This is a genomic window from Nocardioides sp. LHD-245, assembly GCF_030929495.1.
Lineage (GTDB): Bacteria > Actinomycetota > Actinomycetes > Propionibacteriales > Nocardioidaceae > Nocardioides.
On record NZ_JAVFWN010000001.1, the window covers coordinates 163533 to 179426 of the forward strand.

Here is a 15894-nt window from a genome sequence, read left to right on the forward strand (position 1 = left end):
TATATCGAGCAGCAGAACGGGGGCGCGACGATGGCGTACTACCGACAGGTCGGGGAGGTGCCGCAGAAGCGGCACACGCAGTTCCGCGACGCCCGCGACCCGGGTGGGCGCCTCTACTACGAGGAGCTGATGGGCGAGGAGGGCTTCTCCTCCGACTCCTCGCTGCTCTACCACCGCGGCGTGCCCTCGGCGATCAGCAGCGCCGAACTCTGGGAGCTGCCCGACCAGGCCCGGACCCCCAACCACCCCCTGAAGCCTCGTCACCTCCGCCTGCACGACCTGACCACCGGAGCCGACGCGGTCACCGACCGCCGCCTCGTGCTCGGCAACGCCGACGTCCGGATCTCCTACGTCACCACCGGCGGACCGGAGAGCGCGACGCCGCTCTACCGCAACGCCATCGGCGACGAGTGCGTGTACGTCGAGTCCGGCTCCGGCACCGTCGAGACGGTCTTCGGCGTCCTGGCCTACCGGGCCGGCGACTACGTCGTGATCCCGCGCGCGACCACCCACCGCTGGGTGCCGGCCGAGCCGTCGCGGCTCTACGCGATCGAGGCCAACAGTCACATCGCCCCGCCCAAGCGCTATCTGTCCCGCTACGGCCAACTGCTCGAGCACGCGCCCTTCTGCGAGCGCGACCTGCACGGGCCGGGCGCGGTCCAGCTCGACGACTCCGGTGACACCGACGTCGAGGTGCTCGTCAAGCACCGGGTCGGCGGCCAGGTCGTCGGCACCCGCTACACCTACGCGACGCACCCGTTCGACGTGGTCGGCTGGGACGGCTGCCTCTACCCCTACACCTTCAACATCGACGACTACATGCCGATCACCGGCAAGATCCACCAGCCGCCGCCGGTGCACCAGGTCTTCGAGGGCCACAACTTCGTGATCTGCAACTTCCTGCCGCGCAAGGTCGACTACCACCCGCTCGCGGTTCCCGTGCCGTACTACCACTCCAACGTCGACTCCGACGAGGTGATGTTCTACGTCGCCGGAGACTACGAGGCCCGCAAGGGCTCGGGCATCGGCCTCGGCTCGATCTCCCTGCACCCCGGTGGCCATGCCCACGGGCCGCAGCCGCAGGCGATCGAGGCCTCGCTGGGCGCGGAGTACTTCGAGGAGTCGGCCGTCATGGTCGACACCTTCGCGCCGCTCGACCTCGGTGAGGGCGGCCGGGCCGTCGAGGACCCGGAGTACGCCTGGTCCTGGGCCCGCGCACTGGACTGAGCTCTCCTAGCGCACGACCTCCAGGCCCAGCCAGCCGCCGAGCGCCGCCAGCTCCGCCTCGACCGCGTCGCCGGTCTCCGGCTCCCACGGGACGTCCTCGTGGACCGCGTGGACCCGGAGCACGCCGGCCCTGCGGTCGGCCTTCGCGTCGAGCTTGCCCACCAGCCGGTCGCCGTCGAGGATCGGTAGGGCGAAGTAGCCCCACCGGCGTGACGCGGCGGGCTTGTACATCTCCAGGACGTACTCGAAGTCGAACAGGTCGAGCGCCCGGTCGCGGTCGTGGACCAACCGGTCGAAGGGCGAGAGGAACGCGCAGCGCCCCTCGAAGGGCTCCTCGGATGCGGCCAGGGCGTCGGGATCCACCTGCCAGGTGCCGGTGACGCCGTCGACCTCGACGGTGACGCCGAGCTCGCCGATCGGCGAGGGCTCGCCGGGAGAGCGCAGCGGCTTGGCCCGGGCGATGCCGAGCGAGGCCAGCCGTCGCTCGTCGCGGATCCGGCGCGCCTCGTCGGGCGCGGGGCGGTAGAGGTCCGCGGGGTAGACGCGCTCGGCGAGGTCCCAGAGCCGGCTGCGGCCCTGGCGGCCGGTCACCGCGACCTCGCCGCGCAGGCAGAGCACCTCGAGCATCCGGTTGGCGTTCTTGTCGTCGTTCCACCCGGTGGAGGTGTACGGCACCTCCGGGTCGTTGGGCAACGCGGTCGCCGCGAGCGGCCCCTCGTCGCGCACCTGGTCGAGGACGCGGGCGCGGTAGCGCGGGTTGGCCTCGATCCAGGCGACGGTGCTCGGGTGCAGCCACTCGTCGGCCACGCCGAGGTGGATGCCGACGTCGTCCATGGTCCGGATGAACGTGACGTGCTCGGTCAGCGACCGCTCGGTCTCCAGCGCGAACACCAGGTCGGAGGGGTCGTAGGCCTCGCCGAGGCGCGACCACGCCACCAGGTCGGCGCTGCGCGCGATGGCCGTGGTCGGGTCGATCTGGACCAGCGTCAGCTGGTCGACCATGGCGACGAGCGAGGCGGGTCGCTCGGCGTCGAGCAGCTGGGCCCGGACCGCGATCCGGCGGGCCTGCTCCCGATCGAGGCGGATCACGGCACGTCCCTCAGAGCCGGGCGAGCGCGGCCTGCAGCGGGTCGAGCCCGAGGCCGCCGAGGTCGAGGGCCGCGGTGTGGAACGCCTTGAGGTCGAACGCCGCGCCGTGCCGCGCCTGCGCCGCCGCGCGCGACTCGAGCCAGATCCGCTCGCCGACCTTGTACGACGGTGCCTGGCCCGGCCAGCCGAGGTAGCGGTTGACCTCGAAGCGCAGCGACCCGTCGTCCATCCGGGAGTGGGCGCGCATGAACTCGTAGGCGAGGTCGGCGTTCCAGGTCTCGCCCGGCCGCCAGCCGAACGGGTTGTCGGCCGGCACCGCGAGCCCGAGGTGCACGCCGATGTCGACGACCACCCGGGCGGCGCGGAAGCCCTGCATGTCGAGGAACCCGAGCCGGTCGCCCGGGTCGGCGAAGTAGCCGAGCTCGTCCATCAGCCGCTCGGCGTACAGCGCCCAGCCCTCGCCGTGGCCGCTGACCCAGCACAACAGGCGCTGCCAGCGGTTGAGGAGGTCGGCGCGGTGCACCGCCTGGGCGCACTGCAGGTGGTGGCCGGGCACCCCCTCGTGGAACACCGTCGTCGTCTCGCGCCAGGTCGAGTAGCGCTCGTGGTCGTCGGTGAAGGAGAACCACATGGTGCCCGGGCGTGAGAAGTCCTCGGTGGGCGGCGTGTACCAGGCGCCGCCGTCGTTGACCGGCGCCACCTTGCACTGCAGGGTCCGGATCGGCTCGGCGATGTCGAAGTGCACCCCGTCGAAGTCGGCGAGGATCGCGTCGGACCTCTCCTGCATCCAGGCCTGGAACGCCTCCCGGCTGCCGCAGTCGCGCGCGGGGTCGGCGTCGAGCGCGGCGACCGCGTCGGCGACGCTGCCGCCGGACACGATCCGCCCGGCTGTGGCGGCCATGTCGTCCTCGATCCGCTTCAGCTCCTCCCAGCCCCAGCGGTAGGTCTCCTCGAGGTCGACGCGCGCGCCGAGGAAGTAGCGGGACGCGAGCGCGTAGTGCTCACGGCCCACCCCGTCGACGTCGCGGCCCCGCGGGAGCAGGTCGGTCTCGACGAAGCGCCCGAACCCGGCGTACGCCGCCGAGGCGCTCGCCGCCGCGGCCGCGAGCGCCTCGCGCCGCCCCTCCGGCGCCTGCGCCACGACGCCCGCGAAGTAGTCGCCGGCAGCGCCCTCCTGACCGGTCCAGCCACGCACCTGGCCGGCCACCTCGGCGTACTGGCGGCGGGCGGAGACCCGGCCCGCGGCCGCCTCCTCGAGCAGGGTGACCCGGTAGCCGTCGAGGGCGGCCGGCACCGCGGCCAGCCGGGCGCCGATCGCCTCCCAGTGCTCGGGGGTCTCGGTCGGCATCAGGTCGAACACCTCGCGCACGGCGTGGATCGCGCTCGAGATCACGGAGAACTCGCTGCGCTCGACCCCCGCGTCGGCGCGCTCGACGGTGAGCCCGACCCGCTCCAGGAAGGCCGCCTTGGCGACCTCCTCGCGCTCGTCGGCCGTCTCCAGCGCGGCGACCTCCGCCAGGGCCCGGCGGTGCAGCTCCTCGGTGGCGGCGAAGCCGTCGGGGGAGAGGTCGGGCAGCTCGCCGTCGTGGCCCGGGATGCCGGCGTAGGTCGCCGTCAGCGGGTCGAGCGCGGCGAGGTCCTCGACGAAGCGGTCGGTGCGGGCGTCCACGAGTCGCGTCATGACGTGAGCCTAGGAGCGCGGTCCGACAACCGGCACCCGGTTATCGATGGATCGGGGGCTCGGGCCGGCGGTCATCCCCCGGTGGCGCCTGCGCGGCGACGTACGGCGGCACCGTGGTCACCTTCGATCGCGACTTCCGCAAGTTCGACGGTCTGCGGGTCCACGAGCTCACCGCCTGATCAGGACCCGGCGACCGCGCCGGCGTACCGGGTCGCCAGGACCTGCAGGTGGTCGACCAGCGCGGCGGGCGACTCGACGGTGAAGTCGAGGCCGAGCATGCCGATCCAGACCGCCACGATCTCGAGGCTGTCGCCGCCGGTGACCAGCACGCAGCGCCCGTCGGGCCGCGACTCGACGACACCGACGGCCGGGTTGATCCGCGCGAGCACGTCCTCCGCCGTCGCGTCGATGACCAGCCGGGCGTGCACCGACCAGCCGGTCCGGGCGACCTCGCGGACGACGAGCTCGGTGAGGTCGCCGGGCAGCGGAGCCGGGCGGAACGAGCGGCCGCCAGGGATCCGCAGGGTCAGCCAGTCGACGCGGTACGGCGCCCAGTCGCCCGTCGAGGGGCTCCGGCCGACGACGAACCAGCGGCGCTGCCAGGCCACCAGGTGGTACGGCTCGAGCTCGATCCGCTCCTGCGCCTCGCCGTAGAAGGCGCGCAGCCCGCGGTGGTCGCGGATCGCGTCGGCGATCTCGGCGAGCACGCCGGCGTCGACCTCGGGGTCCTCGACGTTCGAGTCGGTGTTGACCGGGCCCGCCTCGGTGGCGTCGCGCAGCGCCGTGACCCGGCGGCGCAGCCGGTCGGGCAGGACGTGCTCGAGCTTGGTGAGCGCCCGGCCCCCGCTCTCCTCGAACCCGGCCACGCCGGTCAGCGTGCGCAGCCCGACGGCGACGGCGACCGCCTCCTCGTCGTCGAGCAGCAGCGGTGGGAGCTTGGCGCCCACGCCGAGCCGGTAGTGACCGGTCCGCCCGCGCAGACCGTCCACGGGGTAGCCGAGCTCGCGCAGCCGGGCCACGTCGTTGCGCACGGTCCGCTCGGTCACGCCGAGGCGCGCGGCCAGCTCGGGCGCGGTCCAGGCGACGCGGGACTGGAACAGGCCGAGCAGTTCGAGGATCCGTGCCGAAGTAGTCGTCACAAGTCGATTAAACAGGAAAGAAATGTGCCGGTATGGCTCCTACCGTCGGAGACACCCAGAAGGACCACCCACCGGAAAACCGAAAGGCCCTCGCCATGTCCGAGCAGATCACCCCCTTCGTCGTCGACGTCCCGCAGACCGACCTGGACGACCTCCGCGCCCGCCTCGACCGCACCCGTTTCGCGCCCGCCGCACCTGGCGACTCGTGGGACTACGGCACCCCGGCGTCGTACCTCCGGGACATGGTCGAGCGCTGGCAGTCGTTCGACTGGCGCGCGGTCGAGGCCCGCCTCAACGCGTACGACGGCTTCGTCACCGAGATCGACGGCCAGCGGATCCACTTCCTCCACGTCCGCTCGCGGCACGCCGACGCCACCCCGCTGCTTCTGGCCCACACCTACCCGGGCTCCCAGCTCGACTTCCTCGACATGATCGATCCGCTGGTCGACCCCGAGGCCCACGGCGGCACCGCCGACCAGGCCTTCCACCTGGTCATCCCGTCGATGCCGGGCTTCGGATTCTCCACGCCCGTGGTCGACACCGGCTGGACGATGAAGCGGGTCGCGGCGGCGTACGACGTGCTGATGCGGCGCCTCGGCTACGACGCCTACGGTGTCCACGGCAGCGACGGCGGCGCGATGGTCGGGCGCGAGCTCGCGGTGGCGGACCCGCAGGGCTTCAAGGGCGCGCACGTGCTGCACCTGTTCTCGTTCCCGTCCGGCGACCCGGCGGAGTTCGAGGGCTTCGGCCCGAAGGAGTACGCCGCGCTCGAGCACATGCAGTGGTTCCAGTCGGTCGGCGGCTACAACTCCATGAACGGCACCCGCCCGCAGACCATCGCCGCCGGTCTCGCGGACTCCCCGGTCGCGGTGCTCGCCTACAGCGAGCTCTTCGAGAGCTTCGGCAACGGCACCAGCCTGGTCACGCCCGAGCAGGTGCTCGCCCAGGCCACGCTGTACTGGCTGACCAACACCTACGGCTCCGGCGCGCGCTACCACTACGAGGAGCAGCACGCGGGGGTCGAGCCGGTCGTCAGCACCGGGCGGATCGGGGTCGCGGTCTTCAAGGACGACTTCCAGACGATCCGCTCGCTCGCCGAGCGGGACAACGCGAACATCGCGCACTGGTCGGAGTTCCCGCGTGGCGGGCACTTCGCGGCGATGGAGGTGCCGGCCGACGTGGTCGCCGACCTGCGGGCCTTCTTCGCCTGAGGGTCCGCCCGGGCGACGCGCCTCAGGGGCCGGGGAAGTAGGTCTTGAAACGTCGGGCGTGCTCCGCCCTGCCTCGGACGTCGAGCCGGGTCGCGTCGATCCGGCCGGCGACGAACATGATCACCTCGTGCGCGGTGCCCGCCACGGTGGTCGTGGCCGCTCGACCGTCCGGCTCGCCGCGGTGCCAGCTGCCGCCCGTGGCGCTCAGCCGGATGCCGTCGCCGAGGCCGACGAGGTCGATGACGGCGTCCTCCTCGGGGACCGTCGCCGCGAGCAGGTCGAGCATCGGCCCGACGACGACCGAGCAGGCCTCCAGCTCCGGAGCGCCCAGCGGTCGATCCCGCCGGGACAGGGCGTGCTCGAGGTCGGCGGCGTGCAGCGCCGCCTCGAAGGCGAACAGGGGCGCGGCGTAGGCCAGGGGCACGGTTCCGGCGGGAAGCGCGACCGGCGCGGTCGGGGCGACCTCGAGGTCCGCCGCCCGCTCGAAGGCCGCGATCGCGCGGGCGAGGTCCGGGCGCTCCGGAGCCGATGCGGGCAGTCCGGCCGCCGTACGGAGCGCCGCCGCCTCCATCGCGGCGCCCCAGGCGACATGCTCGACGAGGTCGGCGACCGTCCATCCGCTCAGCCGGGTGGGGAGCGTGGGCTCCACCCCGCGGCAGCGGTCGGCGAACCGGCGGTAGGCGGTGCTCGCCGTCCGCAGGGCGCCCTCGACCGCCGGCGTCACGACGGCACCGCCAGGAGCACGCCCAGCGCCTCGCTCGCATCGCCGAGGACGGCCGCGCCGGCCCCGAGGACCTGACGCTGCCCGACGCCGGGCCGGACCAGGGCGGCCAGTCGGCCGCGCGCGGCCTCGTCGCCGTACTCCGCCACGGCCTCGGCGACCAGACAGGCGCAGAACGTCCGGATGCCGGCGAAGGGCCGGGCCAGGGCGAAGCGCCGGGCGGACCAGGGCGCGAGGATCCGCACCGCGGTCGCTCGATCTCCCCGGGCGTGGGCGACCGCGAGAGCGGTGGCTCGCCATGGCTCGAAACCCCGGTCGTCATCGAAGCGGGCGAGCACGGCCGCCGCTCGCTCCGGCGTACGGCGTCCGAGCGCGAGCAGGATGGACTGGAAGCCGTGGATGCGTGCCGTGTCGGCGTAGCCGGCGCGCTCACCGGCGACGCGAAAGTCCTCGATCAGCACCTCCGCCTCGTCGTGCCGGCCGGCGGCCAGCGCGAGGGCTGCCCGCCACATCGGCACCTGGTGGGGGTGTACCAGGTTGCCCTGGGTCTGGGCCAGATGCTCGACCCGCGCCACGACCTCCTCGGTCTCGAGCAGCCGGTCGTGCCGCATCAGCTCGGGCACCCAGGCGGCGAGCGCGTCGAGCTCCAGCTCGTCGGCCTCGGCCGCCCGCGCTACGGTCGCCGCCTCGCGGGCCAGGTCGAACCGCGCCGCGGCGCCGGTCACCGGGTCGTGGGCGGCCACCCCTCGCAGCAGGGTGCGGGCGAGCGTCTCCGGGTCGGAGCTGTCCCGGGCGCCGGTCACGGCATCCTCGACCATGCGACCGGCGCGCGCGTCCAGGCCGGAGAACGACAGCGCCTGGGCGAGCGCCGCGAGCACCTCGACCCGACGCGGGTCCTCGATGCCGGCGGCCGCCAAGGCCTGCGTCAACAGGCGGACGGACCGGTCCCGGGCGCCGGTACGGGGACGCCGTGCACGCACCGAGCACTCCTCGTAGCCCAGTGCGCTGCTGATCGTGATCTGCGCACCCGCGCCCGGGGTCTCCGCCGCGGCCGCGTGCGCCGCCATCGCGGCGTCCAGATCGCCCGCGGCCTGCAGGGCCTCGCCCAGGGTGAGCCACAGCCGGGCCCGGTCGATCCGCACCGGGTCGTCGGTGACGTTCGTGGCACTGGTGAGGGCGCGACGTGCGTGGCGCACGGCGTCGGCGTACTGCGCCTGGACCATCGATGCGTGGGCGAGCTCCTGATCGAGCTCCACGGCCAGCCCGGCGGTCGCCGGGTCGAGCGGCGCGGCCGCCGCGACGTGGTCGGCGGCGCGCCGGAGCAGGGCGGGCTCGCCGCGGCGCCGCAGCAGGCTCTCGCCCAGCCCACGGTGCAGGGCGAGCGCCTCCCCGGGCGAGATCAGCGCGGCGACCTGCTCGCGTACGCCGGGGTCGGAGAACCGGATCCCCCCCTCGTCGCGGACGGCGATGCCGGCGGCCAGCGCAGGGGCCAGCGCGTCGGCGAGCACCGGGCCGTCGACGCCCACCACCTGCGCGATCTGGGCCGTGTCCCAGACCGGCCCGGCGAGGGCCGCGGCGCGGACGGCCCGCTGCGTCGTCAGCGGTAGGGCGGCGAGCCGTTCGGCCCACCCGGGCACCGTGCCGGTCGCCGGGGCGGGGGAGGCCGGCCCGGCGCGTCGCTCGGTCACCGGCTCGTGGCGCAGGATCTGTCCCCGCAGGAGCTGCGAGGCGGGGCCGAGATCGAGCCCGAGGTCGCCGCGCAGCCGGGCTTCGAGATCGGTCAGCACCGCGAGAGCCGCGACCTGGTCGCCGCGCCCGTAGTGGGCCCGGGCGAGGGCTCGGTGCACCGACTCGTTCCACGGGTCGGCCTGCAGCGCGACCGCCGCCTCCGGAACCACCCGGTCGTAGGCCCCGGTCTCGCACAGCATCTCGAGCAGGTCGAGGCGCACCCGGTCGCGTGCCGTCTCGAGCTCGACCCGGCGAGTGTGGACGCAGTCGTGGTCGGCCAGGTCGGCGAAGGCGGGCCCGCGCCACAGGCTCAGGGCGTGCTGGGCGAGGTCGATCCCCGCGCCCAGATCCCCGCGGCCGCGCGCGGCCGTGCCGGCCGCGGCCAGCGTCTCGAACTCGAGGGCATCGAGCTCCTCGGTCGCGAGATGCAGCGTGTAGCCGGCGGTGCCGTAGCCGATGCGATGCCGGCCCAAGGCCTTGCGCCAGCGCGAGACGTGCGCCTGCAGGCGGTTGTCCTGGGGGCTCTCGTCGCGCGGCCACACGAGGTCGGCCAGCCGAGCGGGCAGCACGGGCCGGTTGGCCTCCGCGGCGAGCACGGCGAGCACCCGTCGGGCGATCTCGCCCGACGGGGCCGCCGCGCTCGCGTCGAGCACGCTCACCGCCCCCAGCACCGTCAGTCGCACCGGAGTCATCTTGCCGGGCCCGGGCGCGGGCCGTGACCGAGGGGCGCGAGAACGTGACGCGGGCACCGGCGGGCTATCGGCGTACGCGCACCGCCTTCGTCGTCACCGTCGTGCTCGAGTAGCCGGGGAGGACCACGGTGATCCGGACCTTGAGCTTCCGGCCCCGGTCCGCTGCCCGGATCCGGTAGCCGGGCCTGGTGCCGGCCTTGCCCTTGATCACCTTGCCGTTGCGCAGCCACTGATAGCGGATCGCGGCGGGGCCCGGGGACCACACGCCGGCCGTCGCCTTCAGCTTCCTGCCGACGATCGCCTTGCCCTTCACCCGGGGCCCGCCGAGCATCGTGAAGGTCGTGGCCGACGGCCCGGCCGAGCCCGGCTCCGTAGCACCCGGGTCAGTCGGCGTGCCGGGACCGCCCGGTGTCGCACCGGTGGCCACGGTGAAGCGCCGGGTGGCCGGCCGGCCGGGGATCAGCGCGTCGTCGGCGCCTCGCACCTCGAAGACGTAGTCGCCGTCGGCCAGCGCCGCGGCCGGGGTGTGGCTCCTCCCAGCGGCTCCCGAGGAGCAGGGGCCGAAGCCGGGCGCGGTGACCCCGTCGGCGACGACGCGGCACTCCACCGTGGTCCCGAACCCCTCCTCGCCGGTGGTGAAGACGAACGTCGGTCGCGTTGATGCCGTGCTCGTCGCCGGGCCGGACACGATCGTGGTCACCGGCCCGTCCCCGGTCAGCGCGCTGCGGGCCAGTTCCAGCCGGTCCAGCGTGGACTCGATGAAGGCCGCCCCCAGCGGACGCCGCACCTCGCCGTCCGCGGGCACCACGTGCTCGCGCAACAATTGCTCCAGCCGGTCGACCCGCTCCTCACCGGTGGTCCGCAGCGCCAGCGGCACGTCGTGCGAGCGGTACCGCGCCGCGACCGCGTCCCAGATCCGACTCAGGTGGCCGGCCCCGGTGTCGTCGAGCAGCCGGGTGGTCCCGAGGAGCAGGCGGTCCAACGGATCCGGGTGGGTCGAGGCGGTCTCGAGCCCGCCGTCGAGCAGGCCGCGTAGCTCAGCGTCGACGGCCAGGCCGGCGGGCAGGCCGAGCTCGACGTAGCTGCTCAGCGCCTTACGGGCCGCGTTCAGCGCTCGTGAGGCCTCGGAGAGCGTCTGGTCCGCGCCGCCCGGCTCGATCAGGTCGAGGATGTGCCCGACCGCAACCTGCTGGCGGCCGGTCAGCCAACTGGTGACCATCCCGGTGATGGCCGACTCGTCCTGGTCCCGGACCTGTGCGTCCCAGGTGTAGCCGAGCTGGGTGCGGATCTCGTCCCACTGGTGGCCTGCCATGGAGATCGCGTGGTTCGCGGTGAGATCGCAGTTGTCGGTGCCGTCCTCGTCGAAGCTGCAGATGAGTGACTTCTGCGGGGCGGTGTAGCTGCCGGTGGCGACGGCCACCGTCCCGCTCGCGGTCGTCGCCTGCACCTCGGTGCGGACCCGCAGCTGGGCGAAGCGCTGCTCGATGATGGGGGTGCGCGGGTTCGTCTCCGGCCGGTCCTCGATGTTGACCCAGGTGGCGGAGGTGCTGCAGGCCCGCAGGCCGAGCAGGCCCGCAGTCAGCGCCACGCCGAGCTGGCGCGGCATGGTGCTGTTGGCGTACGGCGAGCCCGCCGGGAACTCCTTCCCGCTCAGGCTCGTGACCGGTCCGCAGCTGATCGCCGGCAGACTCGGGAGGTCCGCGGCGGCGTACGGCTGGCGCGGACCCGCCCACAGGTCGAAGGTGGTGACCTGGTCGGCGATCCAGTCGTCCAGCGCGTCCTCGACGCCGGTGGAGAGCCCGTCCCAGGCATCCCGGTAGCCCTGGGTGGCGGCGTTCAGCACGGTGCTGCCGGTCCCGGCCGTCGTGTCGTTCCCGGCGATCACGGCCAGGGTGTCGCGGAGTCGATCGCCCTCGGCGAGGATGGCGTCCAGTCGGGCCAGGTTGCGGGGATCGCTGTGGAAGTGGCGGGGGTGCTCGGCGATCACCCGGGTGAAGGCACGGGCGGCGCTGCCCCAGTCACTGGGGTTGACCACGGTGCTGGTGCCGAGCGGTGCCAGGCCGAAGACAGCCTGGGGGAAGCGCCGGAGGTAGTCCACATTGGTGTCCAGGCCCTTGTTCAGCTCGTCGAGGCGATCCGCAGGAGCGAAGCTCCGGTCCGCGCCGAGCGCGATGTCGTCCTTGGCGTTCACGGTGGCCCAGGTGTAGAACGCGTTGGTGCTGACGTCGTACAGGTCCTGGCTCATCGTCCGCTTGCCGACTGCCAGGTTGATCGCCTCCATCTGAGCCCGGCGTTGATCGGCGTTGAAGAGCGCGAAGACCCGATCCTCCAGGCGCACCAGGTTGGCCCGCTGCGCTTCCAGCCGATCGAAGATCTCCGCCACGTTCCGCTCGTTGGCGACCAGCTTGGCGAGCACCTCGCCGACGCCCGTGGTCAGCGCCGTGTAGATCTGCTCCAGGGCCGCGTCGATCCGGTCGAAGCGCTCGTGCATCTGCTCGCCCAGCCTCTCCAGCTGCTTGCCCAGGTTCTCCAACGCGACCTTCACCGGGTCGGGCTTCGGCTCCGATCCGGTGCCGCCGAAGAGCTTCTCCAGGCCCTGCAAGGCCGAGAAGGCGTTGCCGATCAGCCCGATCCAGTTGCCGGAGTAGAAGTTGATCACGCCGTTGACGATGCTGCTGCCGACCTCGATCAGCCCCTCGGCGACGGGTAGCACCGCATCGGCCGCTCCCTGGATCGCCTCGGCGGCGTCCGGATCGACCTTCTTCAGGATGAAGGTGGCGAAGTCCACGACCGTCTTGGCGTCCTTGACGATCTTCGTGGCCTGCTCCAGCGGCTCCTTGAGGCCGTCCTTGGCGTCATCGAGCTCCTTCTTGGCTGCCGCCCTCGCCGCGTCGGTCTTCGCGTCGTCGTACTTCTGCTGGACCTGGGCCAGTTGGGTCAACGCGTCGACCGCGGTCCCGGTCGCGGCGTCGGTCCGGCTCAACGCCTCCGCCGCCAGGTCCTCGGACTGCGGGGCCGTCAACGTCAGGACGCCCTGCGAGCTGATCCTGGCCATCTGCTCGGCCAATGGCGCCAGGTCGGGGTCGTGCTGACGCTGCTGGAGCGAGGCGAGGATCTCCTCGGCGCTGGTGCCCGCCCACAGGTCGTCGCGGGCCGCGGCGAACTCGTCGCTGTCCTGGGCCAACGCGTAGCTGCGCTGCAACCGGTCGGCGGACTGCTCGAGGCTGTTCGCGTCGGTTCCCTGGTCCAGGGTCGGGGTCATCACGCTCGCGCCGACGCCGTTGTCGGGGGTGGCGAGCTCGGTCTTCACCTGCTTGCGCACCGCCCGCCTGGTCTCGGGCAGGACGGCCGGCGCCTCGACCGCCGAGGTCAGGAAGTGCAACCGCGCCGCGTTGGTGTGCGTCCAGTCGGCACAGATGTGGTCGCGCTTGCTCCACTCCGCACCGGCCGCCGGCTCGCTCCAGTGCCGGCAGTACTCGTAGGTGGCCGCGCCCTCGGACCGGGCGGACAGCTGCTGCTCGGCCGGCGCGCGCGAGGCAGCAGCCGCCATGCCCGACTCCAGGAGCCGGATCTGCTCCACCGCGATCGCGGAGGCGATCCCCGGCCGCACGGCGTACAGCTCCTGCAGCACGCCCTCGAGCACTCCGGCGGAGGGATCCGCGCCGAGCCGGGCGATGTCGCCGGCGACGAAGAGCGCCTCGTTGACCTCCGCCGCGCTCAGCGTGATCGGCGCGGCGTCGGCGTCGGCCGGTGCCGGCTGCAGGAGCGACAGGGTGGTGAGCAGCAGCGCCAGTGCGCCGATCACCGCCGTGGCGCCGCGCCTGAGATCGATCGGGACGGCGAGGGGCATGGGTGGACTCCTTCGGGCGAGGGTGCGACCACGACGGCCGTGGCCGGAGAATCGTCGGCCAGGCCGCTGATGAGGCGCTGACAGCTCGCTGACAGGAGGCGGCCCCGGGGTTTCCTTACGAGGCGGGCTGCGACAGGGTAGGGGCCGTGACCACGACTCCTCGCGGACCGCTCGACGGCGACCGTCTCGCCGGTGCGTCCGACCTCACCCCCGACCTGACCTTCGAGCTGTTGGCCGAGGCGCCGTCGACCAACGAGGTCGCGGCGGAGCGGGCCCGCGCCGGCGCGCACGAGGGCCTCGTCGTCGTCGCCGACCATCAGTCCTCGGGCCGCGGCCGCCTCGACCGCTCCTGGCAGACGCCACCGGGCACCGCGGTGACCTTCTCCCTCCTGCTGCGTCCCACGGTGCCGCCGGCGTCCTGGCCCTGGCTGCCGCTGCTCGTCGGCCACAACGTGGCGAAGGCGATCACCGCCCTCGGGTACGACGCCTCGGTCAAGTGGCCCAACGACGTCCTCCTGGCCGATGACAAGAAGGTCGCGGGCATCCTCGTCGAGCGGGTCGAGACCCCGACCGGGCCGGCGGCGATCGTCGGCGTCGGCATCAATGTCGCCATGTCCGCCGAGGAGCTGCCGGTGCCGACCGCGACCAGCCTCGCCGTCGCCGGTCCGGACGTGCCCGACCGCACCTCCGTCCTGCTCGGTGTCGTGGCCGCCGTCCGCGAGGGGTACGACGTCTGGCAGGCCGGCGGCCAGCGGGGCACCGCGCGCCTGGCCGCGTCGTACCGAGCCCAGTGCGCCACGCTCGGCCGCGAGGTTCGCGTCGAGCTGCCGGGGGCCGGCGAGCTGCTCGGTCGCGCCACCGACATCGACGACGACGGTCGGCTCGTGGTCGAGACCGCCGGGGGCACCGAGCGGGTCGGAGCCGGCGACGTCATCCACGTCCGCCCGGTCGCGACCTGAACCGACCGATTTGGTGGGATGATCGCCCCGTGGCCATCTCGAAGAAGCTGCTCAACCCCGGTGAGCGCCTGATCGTCAGCACCCGTCAGCACCCCAAGGCGCTGTTCGGGCCGATCCTCGCGCTCGTGGTCCTGCTCGCCGTCGGCGTGGCGGCCCAGGTGCTGCTCGACGACACCGGCGTCCAGCGGGTGCTCACGCTCATCGTGTGGGCGCTCGTCGTGCTCGCGATCCTGTGGTTCTCGGTGCGCCCGTTCCTGGACTGGCTGACCACCGTGCACGCCTTCACCGACCGCCGGCTGATCACCCGCAACGGGATCATCACCCGCCGCGGCCACGACATCCCACTCGCCCGGGTCAGCGACATCGCGATGGAGATCAACCTCATCGACCGGCCGTTCGGCTGCGGCAGCCTGTTGATCTCCGACGCCTCGACCTTCGGCACGGTGCGGCTCAACGACATCCCCCACGTCGAGGCCACCCAACGCCAGCTCAACGAGCTGCTCCACGAGCTCCACAGCGGACCGGCGCCCCGCCGGGACGAAGGTGTCTGACACCGCCCCCGAGAGGGCCTGCCTCGGGGAGGAGCCCCAGCTCACCGCGGCGGAGGTTGCCGAACGGGCCGGCCTGCCGCTCGACCAGACCCGCCGGCTGTTCCGCACGCTCGGCTTCGCCGAGCACGGCGACGAGCGCGCCTACACCGCCGCCGACGTCGCCGCCATGCGGCTGATGACCCAGATCCTCGAGGACGGCGTCGTCGACCTCGACGTCGCCCTCAACGTGACCCGCGGCGTCGGCATCACCATGGCCCGGCTGGCCGACTGGGAGGTCGGCGAGCTGGTGCAGCACGTCGCCGACGGCGCACCCGACGGCGAGCCGGCCGACGAGGACCCCGGCTCCTGGGTGCTGTCCCGGCTGGGGGAGCGCTTCGAGGGCCTGCTCCTCTACGCCTGGCGCCGTCACCTCGCCGCCGCCGTCGCCCGCATGGAGTCGGTGCGCGCCCTCGACGACGACCCGCACACCACCGACCTCAGCGTCGGATTCGCCGACATCGTCGGGTTCACCGCGCTGTCCAACGAGGTCTCCCGCGAGCGGATCGGCGAGCTCGTGGAGGTCTTCGAGGCCCGCTGTGGCGACGTGATCGCCCGTGAGCAGGGCCGGCTGATCAAGAGCATGGGCGACGCCGTGCTGTTCGTGAACGACGACCCGATGGCGGCGTTCGCCACCGCCGAGGGGATCATCAACGTGATCGGCCGCGACCCCCGGATGCCCGACGTACGCGTCGGTCTCGCGTCCGGCGGCGTGGTGCTGCGGATGGGGGACGTCTTCGGGCCGCCGGTCAACCTCGCCGCCCGGCTGACCCAGGTGGCGCGGCGCAACCGGATCATCGTCGACCACGCGACGGCCGACCTGCTCCCGGCCGATCAGGTGGAGTCCCGGCCGCTGCCCGCGCGCCCGGTCCGGGGCTTCGGCGTGGTAGAACCTGTTGCAGTCAGGCGAGCCTGACCTTTCACTTTGACCGAAATCGCAGGTCAGCGCCAGTTTTAGGGTGCCTTCTCAAGGCAAAATTCTCGCCATTCGGTGTCGGATCGGGCGGCCG

At 73.2% G+C, this 15894-nt stretch carries 11 protein-coding genes; 5 read left to right on the plus strand and 6 right to left on the minus strand.

The features are described from left to right. Positions 1-30 precede the first annotated feature (30 nt). The gene (locus tag RB608_RS00815) at positions 31-1227 is read left to right on the plus strand and encodes a homogentisate 1,2-dioxygenase (RefSeq protein WP_308085874.1); all 1197 of its coding nucleotides are present in this window, start codon (positions 31-33) and stop codon (positions 1225-1227) included. 6 nt (positions 1228-1233) lie between these two features. Here the strand turns inward: RB608_RS00815 and RB608_RS00820 are convergent, their stop codons facing one another. The 3 genes from RB608_RS00820 to RB608_RS00830 form a co-directional block, all read right to left on the minus strand. Next, positions 1234-2316 carry a DNA glycosylase AlkZ-like family protein gene (locus tag RB608_RS00820; protein WP_308085875.1) on the minus strand — a complete coding sequence of 361 codons (1083 nt, stop codon included), beginning with the start codon at positions 2314-2316 and terminating at the stop codon, positions 1234-1236. Positions 2317-2326: 10 nt separating this feature from the next. Further along, a complete protein-coding gene (locus RB608_RS00825; RefSeq protein ID WP_308085876.1) occupies positions 2327-3997 on the minus strand; it encodes a DUF885 domain-containing protein in 1671 nt (556 codons plus the stop codon). Positions 3998-4176: 179 nt separating this feature from the next. After that, positions 4177-5136, minus strand: a complete 960-nt coding sequence (locus tag RB608_RS00830) for a WYL domain-containing protein (RefSeq protein ID WP_308085877.1) — start codon at positions 5134-5136, stop codon at positions 4177-4179. A gap of 95 nt (positions 5137-5231) precedes the next feature. Between RB608_RS00830 and RB608_RS00835 the strand changes: the two genes are divergently transcribed. Beyond that, positions 5232-6347 carry an epoxide hydrolase gene (locus RB608_RS00835; RefSeq protein ID WP_308085878.1) on the plus strand — a complete coding sequence of 372 codons (1116 nt, stop codon included), beginning with the start codon at positions 5232-5234 and terminating at the stop codon, positions 6345-6347. Positions 6348-6369: 22 nt separating this feature from the next. Here the strand turns inward: RB608_RS00835 and RB608_RS00840 are convergent, their stop codons facing one another. The 3 genes from RB608_RS00840 to RB608_RS00850 form a co-directional block, all read right to left on the minus strand. Further along, positions 6370-7071, minus strand: coding sequence for a maleylpyruvate isomerase family mycothiol-dependent enzyme (locus tag RB608_RS00840; RefSeq protein ID WP_308085879.1), 702 nt, complete (start codon positions 7069-7071; stop codon positions 6370-6372). Beyond that, a complete protein-coding gene (locus tag RB608_RS00845; RefSeq protein ID WP_308085880.1) occupies positions 7068-9479 on the minus strand; it encodes a BTAD domain-containing putative transcriptional regulator in 2412 nt (803 codons plus the stop codon). The genes RB608_RS00840 and RB608_RS00845 overlap by 4 nt, the downstream gene beginning before the upstream one ends. Positions 9480-9552: 73 nt before the next feature. After that, entirely contained in the window at positions 9553-13338 is a 3786-nt protein-coding gene (locus RB608_RS00850) for a hypothetical protein (RefSeq protein ID WP_308085881.1), read from the minus strand. Between the two features lie 146 nt (positions 13339-13484). Here RB608_RS00850 and RB608_RS00855 point away from each other — a divergent pair, with 146 nt between their 5' ends. From RB608_RS00855 to RB608_RS00865, 3 genes are read left to right on the plus strand one after another with little or no spacing between them, the layout of a single operon-like run. Next, positions 13485-14297, plus strand: coding sequence for a biotin--[acetyl-CoA-carboxylase] ligase (locus RB608_RS00855; protein WP_308085882.1), 813 nt, complete (start codon positions 13485-13487; stop codon positions 14295-14297). Between the two features lie 29 nt (positions 14298-14326). After that, complete coding sequence (locus RB608_RS00860; RefSeq protein ID WP_308085883.1) at positions 14327-14848, plus strand: PH domain-containing protein; 522 nt, start codon at positions 14327-14329, stop codon at positions 14846-14848. Continuing rightward, positions 14841-15800 carry an adenylate/guanylate cyclase domain-containing protein gene (locus RB608_RS00865; protein WP_308085884.1) on the plus strand — a complete coding sequence of 320 codons (960 nt, stop codon included), beginning with the start codon at positions 14841-14843 and terminating at the stop codon, positions 15798-15800. Before RB608_RS00860 ends, RB608_RS00865 begins: the two co-directional genes overlap by 8 nt. Positions 15801-15894 lie beyond the last annotated feature (94 nt).

Coding starts and splice junctions, on each gene's coding strand:
- RB608_RS00835 (WP_308085878.1), top strand. CDS start 5,232: ATGTCCGAGCAGATCACCCCCTTCGTCGTCGACGTCCCGCAGACCGAC.
- RB608_RS00825 (WP_308085876.1), bottom strand. CDS start 3,997: ATGACGCGACTCGTGGACGCCCGCACCGACCGCTTCGTCGAGGACCTC.
- RB608_RS00815 (WP_308085874.1), top strand. CDS start 31: ATGGCGTACTACCGACAGGTCGGGGAGGTGCCGCAGAAGCGGCACACG.
- RB608_RS00850 (WP_308085881.1), bottom strand. CDS start 13,338: ATGCCCCTCGCCGTCCCGATCGATCTCAGGCGCGGCGCCACGGCGGTG.